The following is an 18,662-nucleotide window of genomic DNA, read 5'->3' as shown; positions in this document are numbered from 1 at the left end:
CACCCTCCGCACCAAACCCCGCATGCCCGGCAAGACCCCCGTCCACGCCGGACACGTAGAAAACGGACTCACCAGGGCGGTACACACCCGCACGCGAAGGGCTCGCCGAGTCGGCGATCTTCTTGTACCGCAGCGCCGAGTAGCTGCTCATGGGGTGCGAGGACAGGGAGCCCGCGTTGAGGTCGCCGTCCGTGTTGTAGTTGGTCGGCTTCCTGCGGCTGCTCTCCTGGTAGTAGTTGAACGTCCCTGCCGACTTGTCGCGCCAGCCGGCGAACAGGACCACGTGCTCACTGCTGTTGAGGATGTCGCCCGGCTGCAGGTCCCACTTGCTTATCTCGGTCGAGTAGCTCGGGAGTCCGTACGTCGTGGGGCTCGAACCGAGCTGCCAGGCCATGGAGACGAAGCCGGAGCAGTCCTGGCGGTACCGCCCGCCGGTCTGGCCGTCGGCCCACCAGCTGTACGGGGCCTCCAGGCCGTTCGCGCTGTAGGGCACGGACTGGTTGACCCAGGCCTGCGCCCTGTTCAGCACCTGGCCGCGGGTCACCGTGCCGCCCGGCGCGGCGCTGTTGCCGAGCGATCCGGTGGAGGTGACCGATGCGGAGTTGGCCTGGATGCTGTCGGCGTGGGCGGTGCCGGACGCCAGAGCGACGGCGATGGCGGCGGCCACCAGGGCGGTGGTGGTGCGGGCCACTGGGGAACTGAAGGACAAGGGATCTCCTTGAGTCGGATGGTTCGAGGGATGGAATGGGCGGTTCAGCGCCGGCGCGTCTGTTCCGCGAGCGTGGTCAGGAGTTCGGCGTCGCCTCGGGTGTCGTAGGGCTTCGCGGCCCGCTCGGCCAGCTCGTCGAACTGGAAGAGGACGAGGAACTCGCCCCGCTGGACGGCGTAGATGTGGTTGGTCTGCCGGTCGGCGGCCGACATCCCGCCCGTCCCCGTCGACTGCCTGGACCAGGCGGTGGCGTCCTGCGCGCTCGCGGTGGTGGCGACTTCCGCGTCCTCCTCGACCGCCGCCGCGGCCTGCGCCTTGCGCGAGGCGGTCTTGCAGCCGTCCATGGCGGTGAGGATCCGGCGGTACGCCTCCGCTGCCGCGGCCTGGTCGGCGAAGCCGAAGGCCTGCTGCCCCGCCGGGTTCTTGGCGGCGCTGATGTAGCCCTGCTGCTGCCAGGACCGGGCGCCCGAGACGGCGGCGCACTCATTGACGGTGATCTTCTCCCCGTGCAACTCCCGGCTGGAGAGCGGGCCGTCGGGCTTCCAGTCGGTGGCCTTTTGCCCCGGCAGCGCCGTGATGCCTTCCGGTGTCACGGCCGTGAGCCGCGCGGCCGGCCGGCCCGCGGCCTCGGCCTCGGCCGGACGCGGCGTCGTGGCCTTCGTACCGCCCGGAGCCGCCGAAGACGGCCGCTCCCCGCCCTTCGGCACGGGGGATCCGGCCGCGGCCGAGGGGGACGCGGACCGGGACGGCTCGGATGCCGGCGCGGAGACGGGCGGGTGGGAGCCGTCCGCGGACGGGGTCCCTGCGCTGCCGCAGCCGACGGCCGTCAGTGCGAACAGGGCGAGGACCGCGGTCGCCGCAGCGGCGGTACTTCTCCGGGGGGTTTTGGGCACGACTGCTCCCGGGGTCGGCAAGAACGGAAGGGGTGTGCGGGTGGATGCCGAAGCGCACCACCCGCGCCGTCTGGCGATTTAAATCGCCGAACAGGGATCAGATTCGGCGATTTAGATCGCCAGGTCAAGCGCGCCTCACCCCCTCCAGACCGGTCGGAGATGCTCCGTAAATTCCGCTTATGTTGAGGCGGTTCGCCCTCTTTGCCTGCTCGATCCGCCCGGACAGGACACTTGATCGTTTCGGTGCGGAGTCCGCGGGCAACCGATCAGGGGTTCCGCTTTGACGGCTGGAGCGATCAAAATCGTCACAGCGAAACACGGCGGTACCGTATGAAGATCTTGATCGGAGGCGTAACAGTGAGCGGACCAGGGCCCCGGAAGGCCGCCGGCGAAGCCGCGGACCACCCGGCGGATCGGGCTCGGAAGATCGCCGACCGCCTGGACGGGCTCATCGCGCGCGAGACCGAGCGCACGGGCGGCCGGGCTCCGGCCTACCGCGAGCTCGCCGAGCGCATCAACACCCTCGCGGGCCGGGACGTCATCTCCAAGGACACCATCCGCAACCTTCACCACGGCGTGAACCAGAAGGGCCAGGCCCCCAACCCCACCGTGGACACACTCGACTGGCTGGGCCGCGGCTTCGGCATCCAGGCCGGCGCCGGCTACTTCCTCGACGACATGAAGGCCGCCGCGGTCGACGACCAGCTCGCCCGGCTCGACAAGATCAGCGGCCTGCGCCAGGCACTGGACAACTCCGAGGTCGTGGGCCTGGTCCAGCGCGCGTCCGGGCTGTCCGACAGCAGCCTGAACATGCTCGTCGCCCTCGCCGACAAGCTCGTCCAACTGGAACAGGAAGCCAAGCCGCCGTCCTAGCCCGGCCCACTCCCCCTGTTCCTGTTCCCCCTCCCTCCCGCCGTCGGCGCACCGCCCGCGGTCGCACCGACACGAGGATTTCGACCCGCTCATGCCTCTGCCGCGAGGTCTACGCAAACGCTGTGAAGGCATCCTGGCCGGCCTGGACCTGCCCAGCCCGTTCACCGTGGACAGCTTCAGGGCCACGCTCGAAGAGCAGCGCGGCCGCCCGATCGTGATGGAACCGCTGCCCCTGCTGGGCCCCGACGCGCCCTGCGGGCTGTGGATAGCCCTGCCCAGCGTGGACGTCGTCTTCTACGAACCGCACACCAGCCCGGCCCACCAGGACCTCATCAAGCTCCATGAGCTCGGCCACGTCATCTGCGGTCACCAAGGCGAGTTCGAGCTGTCCCGGCTCACGGAGCTGCTCCCCGACCTGACCCCGGAACTGGTGAACGGAGCCATGGCCGCCGGGCGGACGAGTTACCGCACCGCCGAGGAGCAGGAGGCCGAGATGATCGCCCTGCTGCTCGCCGACCGCATCGGCCGCGAGACCCCGACCACGGCCGTCTCCCGCCGCCTCGCCGAGAACCTCCTCCACCCCATACGCCGCCGCAGGAAGTAAGCCGTGCGCTCCGTCAACGAATGGCTCATGCCCCTCCTGCTCACGGTCCTGGTGGTCTGGCGGGCGCCCACCGCCTTCGCCACCCCCACCAGCCGCACGCTGTGGTGCACGCTCGTGTGCATCGACGCCTCCCAGATCGTCCGGATCCCCCTGGTGGACCGGCTGCTCCAGGACGCGTCCGGCGTCGGCGACATCACCCAGCTCCTCAAGCACCTCACCGGGATCGCCGGGACGTCGTTCATGCTCGACTTCGTCCACACCGTCAACCGGCGCGCGTCCGTGGGACGGCGCCGCGTGCACGCCCGGCACCTGCTCGCCATCGCCGCGGCCTGCGCCCTGACCGTCCTCTACGTCGTCTGGCTCCCGCACGACGCCGGCGGGTACGGCATCGACGCGCACTTCGGCGAACCCGCCGTGCTGCTCTACATGGCCATCTTCTACGCCTTCCTCGCCACCTCCGCCGCCCAGGCCACCGTCCTGTTCTGGTCCAACCGCGACACCGTGGAGCCCGGACTGCTGCGCGCCGGCATCCTCTGCCTCGCCGGCGCCACCGCCACCACCGTCGTCTACACGGTCTACCGGATCTGGTTGGTCCTGCACCTGGGCAACTCCCGCGAGACGGGCCCGGACGGCAAGCCCGTACTCCCTTCGGACACCATGTCCGAGATCCTCCCCGCCCTGGCCATGGTGCTGCTCGCGCTGGGCATCACCCTGCCCCCGACCCGTACGTTCCTGCGTTACCTGCGCGACCAGTGCGCGCTCTGGCGGCTGCACCCGCTGTGGGCCGACCTCGTCCACGCCGTGCCCCACGTCGTCCTCGGCACCCCGACCAGCCGGCTGCGGGGCCTGTTCACCTCCGGCGACCGCAGCCTCGACGTGGCCCACCGCGCCTTCGCGATCCGCGACGCGGCCCTGGCCCTGCGCGACGGCGCCCCGCCGGGGCCGCCCGCCGCTCCCGGAGAGGACCCCGCGCTCACCGAGGCCCGCTGGCTGTGCGCCGCCGTACGGCAGCGGGGGCACGGCCTGCCCTCGCCCGGCCTGCCCTCGGTGCTCGACGGCCTGGCCGGCGGCCGCACCCCGCGCGAGGAGGTCGCCTGGCTGCTGCGCATAGCCGCCCACTACCGCACGCTCACCGCCGACACGATTTCCTGGACGCGAATCGCGATCTTGCCGCGTACGTGGCCTTCCCGGAGGCGGCGTATCGCGTCCGGGACTTCCGGCAGCGGGTACGTACGGTCCACCACCGGGGTGAGCGCGCCGGACTCGATGAACTCCCCGAGGGCCCGCAGGTCCTCGGGGCGCGGGGTGACGACGAGTCCGCGCAGGCGGTGACGGGTGAACGGCGACAGCAGCAGGGCGCGCAACTGCCGGTCGTGGCCGCCGATCCAGCGGCCGTCGGTCTCGCCGCCGACGATGATCAGGGTCCCGCGCGGGGCCAGGGCCCGGCGCAGCCGGCGGAGGGGGCGGTTGCCGCCGATGTCGAGGACGAGGTCGTACGGGTGGACCACGTCGGTGGGGTCCTCGCGGGTGTAGTCCACGACCTCGTCGGCTCCCAGGGAGCGGACCAGCTCCGTTTTGGGGGTGCTGCACACCCCGGTGACGTGTCCGGCCCCGAGCGCCTTGGCCAGTTGGACGGCGTACGTCCCCACCCCGCCCGCGGCGCCGATCACCAGGACCCGCTGACCGGGCGTCAGCCGGCCTGCCCGCAGCGCCTGGAGGGCCGTGCTCCCCGAGATCGCGACGACCGCCGCCTCTTCGGGGGTGAGCCGGGCCGGCCGCGGAGCCAGGCCGTCCTCCTTGGCGCACGCGTACTCCGCGAAGGAGCCGGCGCAGGTGCCGTACACCTCGTCGCCCCGCCGGAAGCGGGTGACGCCCGCTCCGACGGCCTCGACGCGGCCCGCGACGTCCATGCCCCGGACCCGCTGTCCGGGTGCGCGCAGGCCGAATCCGGCCGCGCGGAGTGCGTAGGGCGTGCCCGTCATCAGGTGCCAGACCCCCTGGTCGAGGCCGGCCGCGTGCACGCGCAGCAGCACCTCGCCGGGCCCGGGAACGGGCCGCTCGATCTCCTCGAGACGCAGGACTTCGGGCGGTCCGTACACGTCTTGGACGATGGCTCTCATCAGCTGTCTCCCCTGTCGTCGTCCGTGCCACCGGATGTGCTCGTGCCGTTCGCGCCGCCGGTGCCGCTGCCGGCCGCGTACTGGAAGACGCTGTCGAGGGGCACCCCGAACACCTGGGCGATCTGGAAGGCCATCTCCAGCGAGGGCGAGTAGCGGCCCTGCTCGATGGCGATGACCGTCTGGCGGCTCACGCCGATGCGGCGGGCGAGCTCGGCCTGGGTCATCTCGTCGTGCGCGAAGCGCTGGGCGCGGATGGTGTTGGTGACCCTCGTCGGCTTCACCGCGGGTGGAAACCGAACCGGTACGAGATGACCTTGACCACCAAGCTGAGCACCGCCGAGAGGACGAGAGCCAGGTAGATGGCGTTGGCGATCCAGAACGGTGCGGCCTCGGCCATCGCGAGCAGCAGACCGGCCACGGCGCCGATGACGACGAACGACTGCCCCACGTACTCGCCGAAGCGGTGGATCTCCCGGTCTCGCTGGTCCTTGACGTTCGCGTCCTGCGGCGAGGACGCGGCGATCGCGATGTGGGCGGCGATCGACACGACGATCGACAGGCCGACCGTCCACAGCAGGGTTCCCGCGTAGGGCGCGTGCGTCAGCGGCACTCCCGCGGGGCGCTCCAGTACGGCCCACAGGTACAGCGCGTACGACCCGATCGCGACCACCAACATGCTCCAGGCACGTTTCTCCTCGACTGCCACTGCCACTCCCGATGTCAAGAAAACCAGACACTCGGAGTGTCAAGCAGCCGCAACACGATGTCAAGAATTCTTGACCCCGAGGTCTCGACGGGATGCCGACGGAGTGCCGATGGAGGACCCCCGTGCCACGCTGAGATGGAGATCGCGACGGTCCGGCAACGCTCGGCTGACCGGACGGCCGCTCCAAGCAAGGAGGCCCACATGGCCAGTGACTCCGCCCGGACCAGAGCGCCCGACGCCGCCCCGAGCCCGTGGCACGGGCCCAGATCCGGAACCACCACCCTCGCGGCAGCGCTGATGATCTTCGGTGGCGCGATGGCCATCTTCGAGGGAATCGCGGCCATCGCCAACGACGAACTGTTCCTCGCGACGCGCCACTACGTGTTCGAGTTCAGCCTGGCGGGCTGGGGCTGGGTCCACCTCATCGTGGGCATCCTCCTCGTCCTGGCGGGTTGCGCCGTGCTCGCCACCGGAGCCCTGTGGGCACGCTTCTTCGGCGTGTTCGTCGCAGGTCTGGGCGCGCTCGCCAACTTCCTGTGGATCCCGTACTACCCCGTCTGGGCCACGGTGTTGGTCGCCGTCAACCTCTTCATCGTCTGGGCCCTGTGCGCGGGCATGCACCACGAGGCCGGGGACGGCCGTCCGGCGTGACACACGCCTGCCCGTGCCCCACGTCAGCCCGCGCCGTACGTCAGCCCGCGCCGTACGTCAGCCGCCGTAGCGGCACACGACGACCCAGCCTCCACCCGGGATGGGAACGCCGCTCTTCGCGCCACAGCCCATCTTGTGCCACTTGGCGTCGATCATGTTGTAGTAGTGGCCCCACGTCCGGTACCCGGCCGGGTTGCTCTCGTAGTCGTGGTCCGGGTCGGCGTCGTAGGCGCTCTTCTCGGTGGCCCAACTCCCCGTCGCCTGGTCCGGCGGATAGCCGGACATGTTCTCGGCGGCGTTGTCCACCGGGGCGTGGGTCAGTTCGCCGCCCGCGGTGGACGCCGGGTCGTCGGCCCAGGCCTGAGCCTGTTCGGCGAGCGAGCTGTCCCAGGTCAAAGGCGGCTGATCGGCCTGCTGGCGTACGGTGTTCGTCTCGGCGAGGATGGCCTGCTCCTGGGCGGGGCTGAGCTCGGCGGGGCGTACCGCCGAGCCGGCGACGGTCGCGGTGGCGCCGGTCGCGAACATCGCGCCTCCGGCCATCAGCGCCGCTGCGGCGAAGGCCCCGGCCCGGTGGTGTACCCGAGTGAGGTTCCTCATTGCGACTCCCTGGTCGCACGGAAAAGCAGCACGACGAGGGCTGCCGGGAGGTGCCGGCGGGGATCGCGGCCGTCCGTAGGCAGCCGCACGGGCCGACCGTGCGATGGCCGAGGCGCGGCCATCGGCGACGAGGCGGCCTGATCGGCACGGTCTGATCGGCGGACCATGGCCGCCTTCGGTAAGGCCAGCCTATGTCCGGGGCTTCCGTGCGGCGAGCGGGGCCTGGCGGGCCCTCGCGGACGGTGGGGAGGCGGACTGTTCGGACCGCGGGTCAGCGTGACGGCAGAGCCCTTTTCAGCTGTGCGTCCAGTTCCTTGGCGAGTTGGGCGTCGGAGGGTGGTTTGTCGCTCTGGAGCCGGGACAGTTGAGCGGTGAACGTCTGGCTGAAGGCACCGTAGAGGGGGGTGCGCGGCCGCTGGACGGCGTTCTCCAGGGCCGGCAGCAGGGTGCCGCGCGCGTAGGCGGGGCGGCCGTTCGCGTCCCGCGGCATCCGGTCGGTCCGCTCGCCCGTCGGGGAGGCCGTGGCCTGGCCGGACGGCTTGGCCGTGTTGCAGATCAGGCCGTTGTCCTCGTACGCGGAGAGCCTGGTGGCCGCGAACCCCGCGTCGAGCAGGCAGCGTTCGCTCTCCTTTCCGGTGAGGAACCCGACCAGCTGCCGGGCAATGGCGCTGCGCTGCGAGCCCCGGGCCACGGCCAGGTTCTGGCCGCCCAGCACCGCCTTCCCGGGCAGTGGGGCCACGCCGAGCTGCTGGTCGGACAGGGACTGGTGGAGCGTGCGGTACGCGTACGGCCAGTGGCGCAGGAAGCCCGTACGGCCGCCGGCGAAGTCGGTGAGCGTGTCCGCCTCATCGGAGTGAACGGCGTCCGGCAGGGTGTAGGCGGCCTGGGTGCGGTTGCGCAGCTCGTCCAGCCCCGCCTGCAGGTCGGCCACGGAGCCTGCGTAGCGGCCGTCCTTGTCGGTGACGGCGAATCCGTCGGCGGCTGACGCGAAGGCCTCGATGCCATTGACGGTGAGGCCTTCGTACGACGCGTCGAGCTGTGAGGTCCAGCCCTTCGCGTACGGGCCGGGCAGCTTCTTGGCGGCGGCGTCGAGCGCGCCGATCAGCCGCTGGACGGCGGGCCAGCCGGTGCCCTTGCCGAGGTCGGTGTTGGTGACGCCCGCGCTCGCCAGGTAGTCGCGGCGGTAGAAGAGCAGCCCGACGTCGCTGTTGAAGGGGACGGCGTACAGTTTGCCTCCCCAACGGGCCGTTCCCGCAACGGACTTGATGACGTCGGAGTCGACCATCTGGTCGGGGAGCTGCTGGACGAGACCGGCCGCCGCGAACTCCGGTACCCAGGTGACGTCGAGGTTGACCACGTCGTACTCGGCGCTGCCCGACTGCAGCGCACCGAGCAGCTGGCTGCGCTGCTGGTCGGCCGAGCCGGGCAGCTCCACCAGGCGGGCCCGGCAGCAGGAGCCCTTGGCCTCCTGCTGCCGGTTCCACTCCGCGATGAGCTGCTGGCGGATGCCGCCCTTGCCGGTGACGTCCCGGCCGCTGGCCAGCACGATCTCGCCCGGGACGTCGGCGCTGCCCGCGGCGGCCGACTGCCCGCCGCCAGGGCCGCCGCGTACGTCGGATCCGTTGCCGACGCCACCGCCCGCGTCGCACCCCACCGCGAGCAGAACGAGCAGGAGGAGGACGGCGGACGCACCCCGCCGTACGCGTCCGGGGCCGTGGCTGGGGCTGGGGCCGTGGTTCATCCTTCCTCCCCCGTTCCGGTCCTGGCGACCTCGTCCCGCAGCCGGGCGACGAGATCGCCCTTGGTGTCCAGGCAGCGGCCTCCGCTCGCCTCGGAGACGGCCGCGTCCGGTTTGCCCTTGTCGCACCCGCCGCTGTCCAGGGAGGCCATGACCACCGGTGTCTTCCTCGCGCGCGCGGAGGCGAGCAGATCCTTCAGCCGGCCGCCCTCGGTCAGCCGGTCGTTGTCCTCGTCGTCCGTGATGTAGACGATCAGCTGCGGGCGGTGGTCGTCGGTACCCCGCTGAGCCATGTACTCCAGGGCCGCGACCAGCGCCTGGTAGGGGTCGGCTTCCAGGTCCTTGACCTGCGCCGAAGCGGGGATCGTACGCTGCGCCTCGGCGCGCTCGTGCTTGCCGAAGGGCAGCACTTCGCCGTACGGGCGGGAGGTGCCCGGCTCGGTGGCCACGCCCCAGACCCCGTACTCGTCCTGGCCGCCGAGCCCGGCGAGGGACTGGGCGATGATGCCGGGTGCGCCGCCGGGCCCCTCCCACAGGCTGCCCATGGATCCGGACGAGTCGAGCAGGAAGAGCACCCGGCCGGGCCCGTTGGCTTCCCGGTAGCGCTTGAGCGCCTCGGTCATCGAGGACGGGAGGGCAGGGCCGGGGAGGAGGCCGGGATCGGCCAGGGCTCCGAAGTCGGTGCCGCCGAGGGGCCGGTGGCCGCCCGATCCGCTCCTGAAGCCGTCCTGCCCGAATACGGCGAGTCCGCCGGAGGCCGGGGACTCGGGCGTCGTCTTGCCCTCCTTGCCGGTGAGCCAGGTACGGAACCGCTGCACGGCGTTGTCCCGCGCGCCCTTGTCCCGGTCGGCGCCCCGCCAGCGCACCCGTACGAACGTCGGGCTCAGGCCCGGGACGTCGACGGGGTACTCGGCCATCCGCCCGGTCCGCGTCGCGCTGTCGCAGCCCACCGCGGTCTTCAGCAGGAACTCCGGGACCAGGGCCGTGGTGCGCTCGTCGACCGCGTCGTCGTCGGGCAGCGTGCACAGCAGCTCCGCGCCGGTGCGCGAGGGCGGTCCCGCCTGGGCCACGCCGCGCTCGGCGGAGGCCGGGTCCTGGCCTGCCGTACCTCCGCCGTACAGGCCGATCGTCGCGAGGAGGCCGGCGTCGGTGTTCTCCGGGTCCGTGCGCCGCACTTCGGCCCTCGCCTCGCGCTTCCTGACCGCTTCCGTCAAGGCCGCGAGGCTGCCCACCCGCTCGGCGGCCGGCTCCGCCGCCAGGTTCTGCGGTACGGCGAGCACCACCGGCGAGTACGCGAACGGCTCCGGATCGGCCTCCAGGGTGACGTAGGTCCGCTCGGGGGACGTGAGGCGGGCCCGGTCGACGCTCGCGAACGAGGCCGGGATCCAGATGTCCGGCTGGGGGCCGATGTCGCGCTGCGGGTTGTTGTCGTCCCCCGTCGGCCGCTGCCACGGGTCGGACTGCCGGTTGAACGCGGCGACGGTGGCGGCGGCTCCGGCGCTGTAGACGGTGATGCCGCTCCCCCTGCAACCGTCCGCCGTCCGGTTCGCCTTCGACATGAGGTACGCCTCCGCCGCCTTTCGGAGGGTGGGTTCCAGATCGGGGTCGGTGAGCAGCCGGAGTTCGAGCGGCGGCTTGCAGGGCGCCCCGTCACCGCCGTCGAAGTCCAGGACGGCCAGGCCGGTGGCGACGAGGCCGGCGATCGCCACGGGCACGCCGATGGCGGCCGCGAGCCTGCGGCGGCCGGTGAGGGGCAGGAGCCTGCCGCGCCCACGGGGTCTTCGGCCGGGAGGCCTCAAGCCGCCCGGTGCTCGCGACGCCGACTGCGGCGAAGGACGCCGGCCGGCGGTCCCGTATGGCTCGGCGAAGAGCACCGACGGGGGCGGGGGCGGGCGCGTGCCCGGCGGGGGGACGGGAGGTGCGGCGAGCAGTACGTCGGCTCCGGAGGTGGCCGATCGGCTCTGCGGTTCCCACGGCTCGGGGGGCTCGCGCAACGTCGTGTGGTGCGCGGACATGTGGGCCCTGAGCCGGTCGGCCAGGTCGTCGAAGCCGACCTCGCCGTCCTGGAGCAGGCGTACGAGCTGCGTGGTGAACGGGGTGGGGCCGTCGCCGTCGCCCGCGTCGATGCGGTTGTTGGCCTGGACGCTCATCAGCAGCGAGGTCCGCTGCCGCTGGGCGGCGCCGAGCGCGTCCCATGCCGCCGAGGCGTTGCCCGCGTAGCAGCAGTCGAGGATGACGACCACCCGCTCCGCCCTGGCCCGGGACAGTACGGTGAGGACGCTCTTCCAGGGCACGGCGCCGCGGAACACGGACTCGGTGCCGGGGACGATCGTCGCCCGCCGCATCAGCAGCCACAGCTCGTCACCGGTGCTGGGCACGGCTCCGTGGCCGGAGACGTAGAGCAGGAGGAGCCCTTCGGCCGCGTCGACGGCGGTGTCCAGGTGCCGGTCGAACTCGTCCACGGTGCCCGGCCGGGTGACGGTGATCCCGTCCTCGGCGAAGACCCCGCCGGCGCGGAGGGCCCGTTCGAGTCCGGTGAGGTTGTGTTCGACCGCCTGGAGGTCGCCCGAGACGCCGAAGGGGTGCTCCGGCTGTTTGAAGTCGTAGCCGGGGACACCGACGAGCAGCGCCCGGTTCTCTTTCCCGCGCGGGTCGAAGCGTGCCACGGGGCTATCTCCCGTCGCCGCCCGGCTCGACCACGACCTCCGGGGGTTCGCCCCGTTCCACGGAGCGGCGGTTCTCGCGCCAGGCGCGGACCCCGCTCTTGACCTGCTCGAACACTTCGTCGAACAGCTTGGGGGCGACCGCGCCGATCAGCACCAGCATGATGTCCATGCCGGCCCCCATCGGGCTGGCGGGCCCGTCCTCCGTCCCCGCGCGTTCGTGGATCTCCAGTCGGCCGCTGTTCCTGAGCGCTTCGAGCTTCTGCTCCCGCTCGAGCCACGCCTTCAGCGCCCCGATGTCGCTCTCGCTCGCACCCTGCGTGAGGCGCACGCGGATCGCGGTATTCGCCATAGCCTCCCCCTCAGCCACAACTCGACATGATGGCATGTGAGTTGACGCAAAGGGCAGCCATTGGTCATGAACGGGAACCCGGCGAAGGGGTGTTCAGCACGTATGCGCGCGAGGCGTGAACCTCACGGCGCAGCGCGGTCAGGTCGACGTCCAGGACCTGCCCGTTCCACTTGCGGGGTTCGCCGTTGATCAGGACGGCGCTGATGTTGCGCGCGTCGGAGCCCAGCACGACGGTGCCGATCGGGTCGTTGAGCGGCATGTTGTTGAGGTCCTCGGCCCGGATGACCAGCAGGTCGGCCTTCTTGCCCGGGGTGAGTGAGCCGGTGACGGCGGCGAGTCCGTTGGTGCGGGCGCCCTGGAGGGTGGCGAAGTCCAGGACGTCGTGCGTGGTGATGCGGGAGGGCTGCCGGTCGGTCCCGTAGGCGGCGTTGACGGCCCGCATCCGCTGGATGGCGTGCAGGGTCCGCATCTGCGTGAACATGTCGCTGGCCAGGGCGACTTCGACGTCGATGCTGAGGCCCGGGCGGATGCCGGCGGACAGGGCTTCGTCGACGGCGGGAATCGCGGTCTCCAGGCCGATCTGGGCGTCCGAGGTGGGGGCGAGCGCCACGGTGGTACCGGTCTCCCCCATGGCCGTCCAGGCCTCGGGGGTCAGTCCGGTGGAGTGGATGAGCGTGACGTCGGGGCCGAGGACGCCGTCCTTGGCCCAGCGCAGCACCGCCTCGGAGGACGCCGCGCCGAAGACGGCGTCGACGCTCACGCCGATGCCCAGGTCCTGGGCGATGCGGGCGAGTCCGGGGCCGTAGGCGAGCGCGGGACCGGCGATCTCGTCGGTGGCCAGGGCCGCCAGGCGCAGGGTGAGCAGTTGGTCGCCGCTGCTGAAGTACGTGTCCTTGAGGCGGGTCAGGTCTCCCGGCCACTGCCGGTCCCAGGTGCCGAAGTGCGGGCCCATGGAGGCGTGTACGCCGCGGATTCCGGTGTCGAGGAGGGCGCGGATCGCGGCGTCGGAGTGCTCGCGGCTGCGGGAGTTGTGGGAGAAGTCCAGCATCGTGGTGATGCCGCTGTCGATCGCCGTGAGGGCGGCCAGCCGGGTGCCGACGTACATGTCCTCGGGCCGGTAGACGGTGGCGTGCCCGGCCAGGGTGGACATGACGTAGCCGCCCAGGTCGTCGACGTCCGGCATGATCCGGCGCAGCGGGGCCTGCCAGGCGTGCCGGTGGGTGTCGACGAAGCCGGGGGTGAGGATGGTGCCGGTGCAGTCGATGACGACGGCGTCGGCGGCGTCGTCGACGTGCAGGCCCTGTCCGACGGCGGTGATCGTGTCGCCCTCGACGAGGAGTTCGCCGCGGTCGATGACGCCGAGGCCGGGGTCCATGGTGACGAGGGTCGCGCCGGTGAACAGGATGCGCCGCCGGTCGGCGGGGCGGCGCCGGATCTGCGCGAGGGCGGCGCCGTTGGTGGTGTCGTGGACGGTGTCGTGGACGGTCATGGGGGCTTCTTTCCGTACGCCGGACAGGGCGGTGGTGGCGGCCGGGCGGGCGCCGGGGCCGCCGCGCCACCAGCCTCGCCGCGGTCCGGACACCGAACCAGGCCGCCTTCAACCCGGGTGTCGGACACCCACCCACGATCCGCGGGCCTCAGGTACGGGAACGCAGTTCCGCGAGGGCGGCCGCGGTGGCACTGGCCGGCTCGGCCTGGTAGACGACCAACTGCTGGTGCGGGGCATCGTTCACGGTGAAGGCCGAGAACTGGAGCTCCAGGGCGCCGGCTTCGGGGTGCACGAGGACCTTTTCCCGCCGGGTCTTGCCCTTCACCTCGTGCCGTGACCACAGTTCGGCGAACTCCGGGCTCTGCGCGCAGAGCGTCTCGACGACCTCGGTGATCCGCGGGGAGCCGGGGTCGTATCCGTAGGCAGCGCGGATCTCGGATACGCAGGAGTGCGCAGCCCGGTCCCAGTCCCGGTGGAAGTCGCGCCCGGCCGGGTCGAGGAAGACCATGCGGGCGAGGTTGTCGAAGCGCCGGAACCCGCTGTGCACGGCGGCGGCGAGGGCGTTGTACGCCAGGACGTCCAGGGCCGGTCCCAGAACGAAGGCGGGGGTGTCGGGCCAGCTGTCGAGCAGTCGCCGGAGCTGCGGGCCGACCCGCTCCTGGCCACCGGTGGGAGTGCCGCGGCCCGGGGTCGGGGCCCGGGGCAGTCGGCGCAGGTGGTCGTGCGCTTCGCCGTCGAGCCGCAGGGCGGCGGCGATCGCGTCGATGACCTGCGGCGACGGGCTGGTCTCGCGGCCTTGTTCCAGCCGCATGTAGTAGTCGGGACTCACGCCCGCGAGCAGCGCGACCTCCTCCCGCCGCAGCCCCGGCACACGCCGTCGACCGTGCGCGGGCAAACCCGCCTGATGGGGCTTGAGTCCCTCGCGCCGCGCCCTCAGAAACTCTCCCAGCGCACTCCTGTCACTCATGCCCCCAAGGTAGCGGGGACGTCCGCGTCCATGGTCGCGTAGATGCGGGCGATCGTGTCCGCGGACAGGTGCTGGGGCGTGGGGGGTCGGGGTGGGTGGGGGCCGGGGCGGGCCTCGTCCAGGAGGTCTCGGTGGACGTCGCTCATGCGGGCGTCCCAGCCGGTGAACAGGCGTGCGGCGGCCGGCAGTCGGCCCGGGGACCGCAGGTAGGCCACCAGGAGGTGCTCCATCTCCACCGTCTCGTGTCCGGAGGTACGGGCGAGCTCGGCCGAGGTCCGCAGGACGTCCAGGACGTGCGGGGCGAGATCGATGCTCCCGCCCTTCCCGCTCCCCCGCCTGACGCCGTTCGCCATGAGGTACGGGTACAGGACGGCCCGGACGGCCAGCCTCCGCCAGAGCGGGAGGTCGTCCTCGAAACCGTAGATGCCCAGGTGTACGAGCAGGTCCCAGCCGGTGACCCGGTCGCGTCCGGCGAGCGCCGCCGTACCGGCCGCCTCGTCGACGAGCCTGATCACGCCCTCCTCGACCATGCGGCGCCGCGCCGGGGGCAGCGGGCCGAGCGGAGCACGGGGGCCGAAGGCGCCCATCGCGATGTGGCCCGCCCAGTGGAGCGGAGCGCTGCGCGCGCCGGTGGCCCGCCAGGCGGCCAGTGCCTCGAGCTGCACCGCGCGCAGTCCGTCGAGCAGCGGCCGGCCCTCCACCAGGTGCCGGACCAGGAGGGGATCGATGAGGTCGTCCGGGTCCTGCCCCTCCGCGTCGTCGACGGTCGGGTACGAGGTGACGACGAGCCGGTCGGAGCCCGCCCACAGCAGCCCGGTCCCCAGGACCAGCCACTCGCCGTTCAGCGCTCCGGAGACGTCGCCGCTGTCGCAGCACAGCATCAGCACTTGGCGGGGCATGGGGAACCGCCCCGGTTCGGCGAGGAGCATGCCCGCGGTCAGTACCCGCGGCGCCTCCGGCTCGCCCCCGGTGTCGAGGGCCGGGCGCAGGACGATGCCGCCCTTGAGCGGGGAGGGGACGCGTTCGACCGCGTGGCAGGCGATGACGGCGCTGCTCTCGCCCCGGGCGCCGAGGGCCCGGAGCGTGCTGCTCAGTCCGTCCAGGGAGACGTCCGTGGACGGGGTGAGGGCCGCGATGTCGTCCGGGAGGCGGTCCAGGAGGGCGCGGGTTCCGGGCAGTTCGTACGCTGCGTCCGGCTCTCCGAGGTCGGCGCCGGGATCGATGACGGCGAGGCCCAGCGGCGGCGCGTCCATGGCGCGGGGCCGTTCGGACAGGGCGACCAGGAGCGCGGCCGGCGGGGCGATCGCCATCGTGCAGCACTCGACCATGCGGAGGTCCGTACGGGCCGCACCCGACCCGCCCGCTCCCGACCGGCCCGCTCCCGAGCCGCCCGTTCCCGACCCGCCCGCGTCCTCGTACGGGACCCCGACCATCGCCCACGGCACGTTCGCCAGAGGGGCCGCGGGGGCGATCGCCAGCCTCAGCGGCCGTCCCCGTGCACCGGCCGTGCGGAGCGCCTCGGCGAGCTCGGCGGGCAGCAGCCGGCCGAGCCTGCGCGCCAGGTCCGCCTCGGTGACGGGAGGCCCGGCGAGCAGCGGGCTGGACAGGACGCGGTCCTCCCAGGCGGTGTCGTCCTCGCCCGCGTACGGCATCGGCAGCGCGTCGCGCAGACCGGACAGGGCCGAGGCCAGTTCGGACCCGGGGTCGATGCGCAACTGCCCGCCGCGTACGGGGCCTTCGGGCGGTACGAGGGACCAGTGGATCACCGGTCCGGCCGCCCACGTGCTCCACCACCAGGTGTCCGGGCCGAGCACGGCTTCGGCGAGGGCCTCCAGGGCGAAGGCGCGCGGCCGGTCCTGCGGCTGGTACCAGTGGGTGGCTTCGAGCTGCGACCTGCCCCGCACGCGGATGAACGGCGCGGCCGACTCCGCTGCGCCGAGGGGCGCGGAGCCGTCCTCGTGCGGGCCCAGCTGGAGGCGGGCGGATTCGATCAGCTCGGCGAGGGTCTCCCAGTCACGGCCGGCCACGGCCTGTTCCATGGCCTGTTCGATCGTCTGCCCGAACACGGTCCACCAGCGCTGCCGTTCCTCCGTGGCGCGCAGCTGGTGGCGCGTCGTGTTGAGCACGGCCAGTGCCTCGATGCGGCTGGCGAGTGCCGTACGCCGGAATTCGGGCCGGTCCCGCAGCCGGTCGGCGAGCGCGTTGAGGGTCGCCGCCGCTTCGAGCGGTCGCTCGAGCCTCATCAGGAGCCCGGCGGCGCCGGCGGCGGTGCCCAACTGGCCCACGGTCCGCGGTGTGGCCCCGTCGATGACGAGGGAGGACCGCTCAACGATGGCCCCGCAGCGTACGGACTCCAGGCCGAGCGGGCGTCCGGGGCCGATGAGCGAGCGCTCCGTCACGGCGTCCTCGTCGCCGCTCGCGATGATCAGGGGCACCGAGGTCCCCGCCAGGTAGACGGCCAGCGTGGGGGTGTGCGGCAGCGCCGCCTCGGCCGCGAGCCTCAGGAGGGTCACGGCGTGGAGGAGACGGGAGCGGGTGAGGGAGCGGGGCACGAGTTCGGCGATGTGGTCGGTGAGGTGGGTGCCTTCGTCGCGCAGGAGCGCGAGCTGCAGCCATGCCGTCAGCAGCGGTCTGCGGACGGCGGCGGGTACGGGCCCGGGGATGCCTCGGATCGAGGCGAGGGCCTCTTCCGCGGCGTCCCGGTCGGACAGTTCGAGCGCCGCCTGGAGCAGGACCAGCAGGTGTACGTGGGAACGGGAGCCCTGCCCGGTGTACGGGGCCACGGCGCGCCGGGCCTCGCCGGGGCGGCCGTTCTGGAGGAGGGCCCATCCGCGGAGGGCCGCCGCCCGGGGGTCCCGGCGGGGGCTCCCGGACGCGCGTGCCTCCAGGTGGTGCAGGGCTGCGGCGGGCCGGCCGCCGCGCAGCATGCGGTGGGCGGCGCGCACCGCGCGGCCGCCCGGGGTGAGCAGGGCGAGCGGACCGGGCCGCGCCAGCGGCACCTCGGCGGCGGGCAGCCGCTCGGCCCGGGCGACGGCCGCGCGGGCCAGCAGTCCGCACAGCAGTGCGACGGCCACCCCGGCGACGAGCCGAGCCGGCGCGCCGGAGTCGCCGGAGCCGGAGGCCCACGCCGTGGCGGTGACGGCCACCGCCGAGAGCAGGGCGAGTCCGGTGAGCCGCTGCGCCGCGAAGACCGCGATGAACACGAGCGGGATCCAGAACGGGCTCCAGAACGGGCTCCAGGAAGGCATCCAGGACGGGCTCCCGCCGGCCGTCCGCCCCGCCCCGAGGACGAGGACCGTGACGGGCAGCACCGCCAGACCGGCCACGAGCAGGCCGCGTACGATGCGGCGCCGCACCGGGTAGACCGCGGCGACGGCCAGCAGGTCCCGGGTGTGGCGGCCGGCCCGGTCGATCTCGGGCCCCTCCATGCGCACCTGGCGGGCGGCGCCGTACTCCCCCGCCCCGGCGATCACCGCCAGCATCCCGTGGAGCGCGGCGATCACGAGGGCCGACCGGTGGAGTCCCAGCGTGCCGGCCAGCACGGCCAGGCATCCCAGCCACGGCCATTTCAGCCGGAGTTCGAGGGGCGCGACCCGCTCGCCGAGCAGGTGGTCCTCCCGTACCCGGCTGTCCCGCGAGGACACGGCGGCCGCCAGGGCCACGGGCCAGGCCCAGAACGCGTGCGCGTCGGCGGCGAGCGCGAGGAGGAGGCCGACGGCGAGCGCGCGGGCGGTGAGATGCGCGCGCACGGCCCACCGCTGCCTCCGCAGGGCGCGGGCCGTGGGGCCCCACCGTACGTCCGACGGCTCGTCCGGTGATTCCTGCGGCTCTTGCTCGACGGCGCGCAGATGCCGGGCCACGATCGTGCCGGAGTTCTCCAGCTCGCCCAGCCCGAAGGCCTCGGCGACGACGTCGGCGCCGTGGACTCCGTCGCTGACGGTGGTTTCGGCGGTCGCGGCGAGCGCCACGGCGATGTGGCCGATGCCGACGCTCTCGTACCCGTAGAGCCGCGCGATGGTGCCCGCGACCTGGACGACGTGGGCGAGGTCGTCAGGGGTGAACGAGGGACCGGAGCGGCGCAGGTGTCTGCTCAGCTCGTCGGGGAGGACCACGCAGACCCGTGTCCACTCGTTCGTGGCGAGCAGGTCCAGTGCCAGGATGATGCGTTCCCGCTCGGGCATCCGGACGCTCATCGAGTCGACGGCTGCCAGTACGCGGCGGGCGCTGTCGGCGAGCGGTGGAGCGGTGTCGGACACGGCCTCTCCTCTCGAACTGCCAAAGACGGCCGACGGCCGGAGGG

14 protein-coding genes and 2 pseudogenes are annotated in these 18,662 nt (G+C 72.8%); 4 read left to right on the top strand and 12 right to left on the bottom strand.

Going from position 1 to position 18,662, the window contains the following annotated elements; genetic code table 11:
- Positions 1–709, bottom strand: a pseudogene (locus IF02_RS32350) (hypothetical protein); the annotation flags it as partial.
- A gap of 44 nt (positions 710–753) precedes the next feature.
- The gene (locus IF02_RS33085; RefSeq protein WP_051696127.1) at positions 754–1,602 is read right to left on the bottom strand and encodes a hypothetical protein; all 849 of its coding nucleotides are present in this window, start codon (positions 1,600–1,602) and stop codon (positions 754–756) included.
- A gap of 357 nt (positions 1,603–1,959) precedes the next feature.
- Here IF02_RS33085 and IF02_RS33080 point away from each other — a divergent pair, with 357 nt between their 5' ends.
- From IF02_RS33080 to IF02_RS36080, 3 genes and pseudogenes are all read left to right on the top strand, one after another.
- Entirely contained in the window at positions 1,960–2,475 is a 516-nt protein-coding gene (locus IF02_RS33080) for a hypothetical protein (protein ID WP_051696126.1), read from the top strand.
- 91 nt (positions 2,476–2,566) lie between these two features.
- Positions 2,567–3,079, top strand: a complete 513-nt coding sequence (locus IF02_RS0111050) for a hypothetical protein (protein WP_030155792.1) — start codon at positions 2,567–2,569, stop codon at positions 3,077–3,079.
- A gap of 27 nt (positions 3,080–3,106) precedes the next feature.
- Positions 3,107–4,144 (top strand): annotated as a pseudogene (locus IF02_RS36080) (MAB_1171c family putative transporter); the annotation flags it as partial.
- Positions 4,145–4,197: 53 nt separating this feature from the next.
- On the opposite strand, the gene IF02_RS33645 reads toward IF02_RS36080, so the two are convergent.
- From IF02_RS33645 to IF02_RS35135, 3 genes are read right to left on the bottom strand one after another with little or no spacing between them, the layout of a single operon-like run.
- Positions 4,198–5,199, bottom strand: a complete 1,002-nt coding sequence (locus IF02_RS33645) for an NAD(P)-dependent alcohol dehydrogenase (protein WP_078622016.1) — start codon at positions 5,197–5,199, stop codon at positions 4,198–4,200.
- A complete protein-coding gene (locus IF02_RS35140; RefSeq protein ID WP_199809206.1) occupies positions 5,199–5,480 on the bottom strand; it encodes a helix-turn-helix transcriptional regulator in 282 nt (93 codons plus the stop codon). The genes IF02_RS33645 and IF02_RS35140 overlap by 1 nt, the downstream gene beginning before the upstream one ends.
- Positions 5,477–5,905: a hypothetical protein gene (locus IF02_RS35135; protein ID WP_030155787.1), complete on the bottom strand. Its 429-nt coding sequence runs from the start codon at positions 5,903–5,905 to the stop codon at positions 5,477–5,479. The genes IF02_RS35140 and IF02_RS35135 overlap by 4 nt, the downstream gene beginning before the upstream one ends.
- 201 nt (positions 5,906–6,106) lie before the next feature.
- Between IF02_RS35135 and IF02_RS0111030 the strand changes: the two genes are divergently transcribed.
- Positions 6,107–6,556, top strand: coding sequence for a DUF7144 family membrane protein (locus IF02_RS0111030; protein WP_037836008.1), 450 nt, complete (start codon positions 6,107–6,109; stop codon positions 6,554–6,556).
- A 57-nt stretch (positions 6,557–6,613) separates the two neighbouring features.
- On the opposite strand, the gene IF02_RS0111025 is transcribed toward IF02_RS0111030, so the two are convergent.
- The 7 genes from IF02_RS0111025 to IF02_RS0110995 all read right to left on the bottom strand — a co-directional run bounded on the left by IF02_RS0111025 (position 6,614) and on the right by IF02_RS0110995 (position 18,618).
- The gene (locus IF02_RS0111025) at positions 6,614–7,153 is read right to left on the bottom strand and encodes a CAP domain-containing protein (protein ID WP_030155783.1); all 540 of its coding nucleotides are present in this window, start codon (positions 7,151–7,153) and stop codon (positions 6,614–6,616) included.
- Between the two features lie 271 nt (positions 7,154–7,424).
- On the bottom strand, positions 7,425–8,894 hold the full coding sequence (locus IF02_RS0111020; protein ID WP_078622015.1) for an extracellular solute-binding protein: 1,470 nt from the start codon (positions 8,892–8,894) through the stop codon (positions 7,425–7,427).
- The gene (locus IF02_RS0111015) at positions 8,891–11,557 is read right to left on the bottom strand and encodes a VWA domain-containing protein (protein WP_030155779.1); all 2,667 of its coding nucleotides are present in this window, start codon (positions 11,555–11,557) and stop codon (positions 8,891–8,893) included. The genes IF02_RS0111020 and IF02_RS0111015 overlap by 4 nt, the downstream gene beginning before the upstream one ends.
- A gap of 4 nt (positions 11,558–11,561) precedes the next feature.
- Positions 11,562–11,906 carry a hypothetical protein gene (locus IF02_RS0111010; RefSeq protein WP_037836005.1) on the bottom strand — a complete coding sequence of 115 codons (345 nt, stop codon included), beginning with the start codon at positions 11,904–11,906 and terminating at the stop codon, positions 11,562–11,564.
- Between the two features lie 64 nt (positions 11,907–11,970).
- Complete coding sequence (locus IF02_RS0111005; protein ID WP_030155775.1) at positions 11,971–13,395, bottom strand: amidohydrolase family protein; 1,425 nt, start codon at positions 13,393–13,395, stop codon at positions 11,971–11,973.
- Positions 13,396–13,543: 148 nt separating this feature from the next.
- Positions 13,544–14,362, bottom strand: coding sequence for a helix-turn-helix transcriptional regulator (locus tag IF02_RS0111000; RefSeq protein ID WP_030155773.1), 819 nt, complete (start codon positions 14,360–14,362; stop codon positions 13,544–13,546).
- Positions 14,359–18,618, bottom strand: coding sequence for a CHAT domain-containing protein (locus IF02_RS0110995; protein WP_030155771.1), 4,260 nt, complete (start codon positions 18,616–18,618; stop codon positions 14,359–14,361). Before IF02_RS0110995 ends, IF02_RS0111000 begins: the two co-directional genes overlap by 4 nt.
- Positions 18,619–18,662: the final 44 nt, after the last annotated feature.

Origin of the sequence: Streptomyces sp. NRRL S-244 (genome assembly GCF_000717915.1) — a bacterium.
Lineage (GTDB): Bacteria > Actinomycetota > Actinomycetes > Streptomycetales > Streptomycetaceae > Streptomyces.
This window is presented reverse-complemented; position numbering and strand designations above follow the sequence as displayed.

Coding starts and splice junctions, on each gene's coding strand:
- IF02_RS0111050 (WP_030155792.1), top strand. CDS start 2,567: ATGCCTCTGCCGCGAGGTCTACGCAAACGCTGTGAAGGCATCCTGGCC.
- IF02_RS33645 (WP_078622016.1), bottom strand. CDS start 5,199: ATGAGAGCCATCGTCCAAGACGTGTACGGACCGCCCGAAGTCCTGCGT.
- IF02_RS0111030 (WP_037836008.1), top strand. CDS start 6,107: ATGGCCAGTGACTCCGCCCGGACCAGAGCGCCCGACGCCGCCCCGAGC.
- IF02_RS0111025 (WP_030155783.1), bottom strand. CDS start 7,153: ATGAGGAACCTCACTCGGGTACACCACCGGGCCGGGGCCTTCGCCGCA.
- IF02_RS0111020 (WP_078622015.1), bottom strand. CDS start 8,894: ATGAACCACGGCCCCAGCCCCAGCCACGGCCCCGGACGCGTACGGCGG.
- IF02_RS0111010 (WP_037836005.1), bottom strand. CDS start 11,906: ATGGCGAATACCGCGATCCGCGTGCGCCTCACGCAGGGTGCGAGCGAG.
- IF02_RS0111005 (WP_030155775.1), bottom strand. CDS start 13,395: ATGACCGTCCACGACACCGTCCACGACACCACCAACGGCGCCGCCCTC.
- IF02_RS0111000 (WP_030155773.1), bottom strand. CDS start 14,362: ATGAGTGACAGGAGTGCGCTGGGAGAGTTTCTGAGGGCGCGGCGCGAG.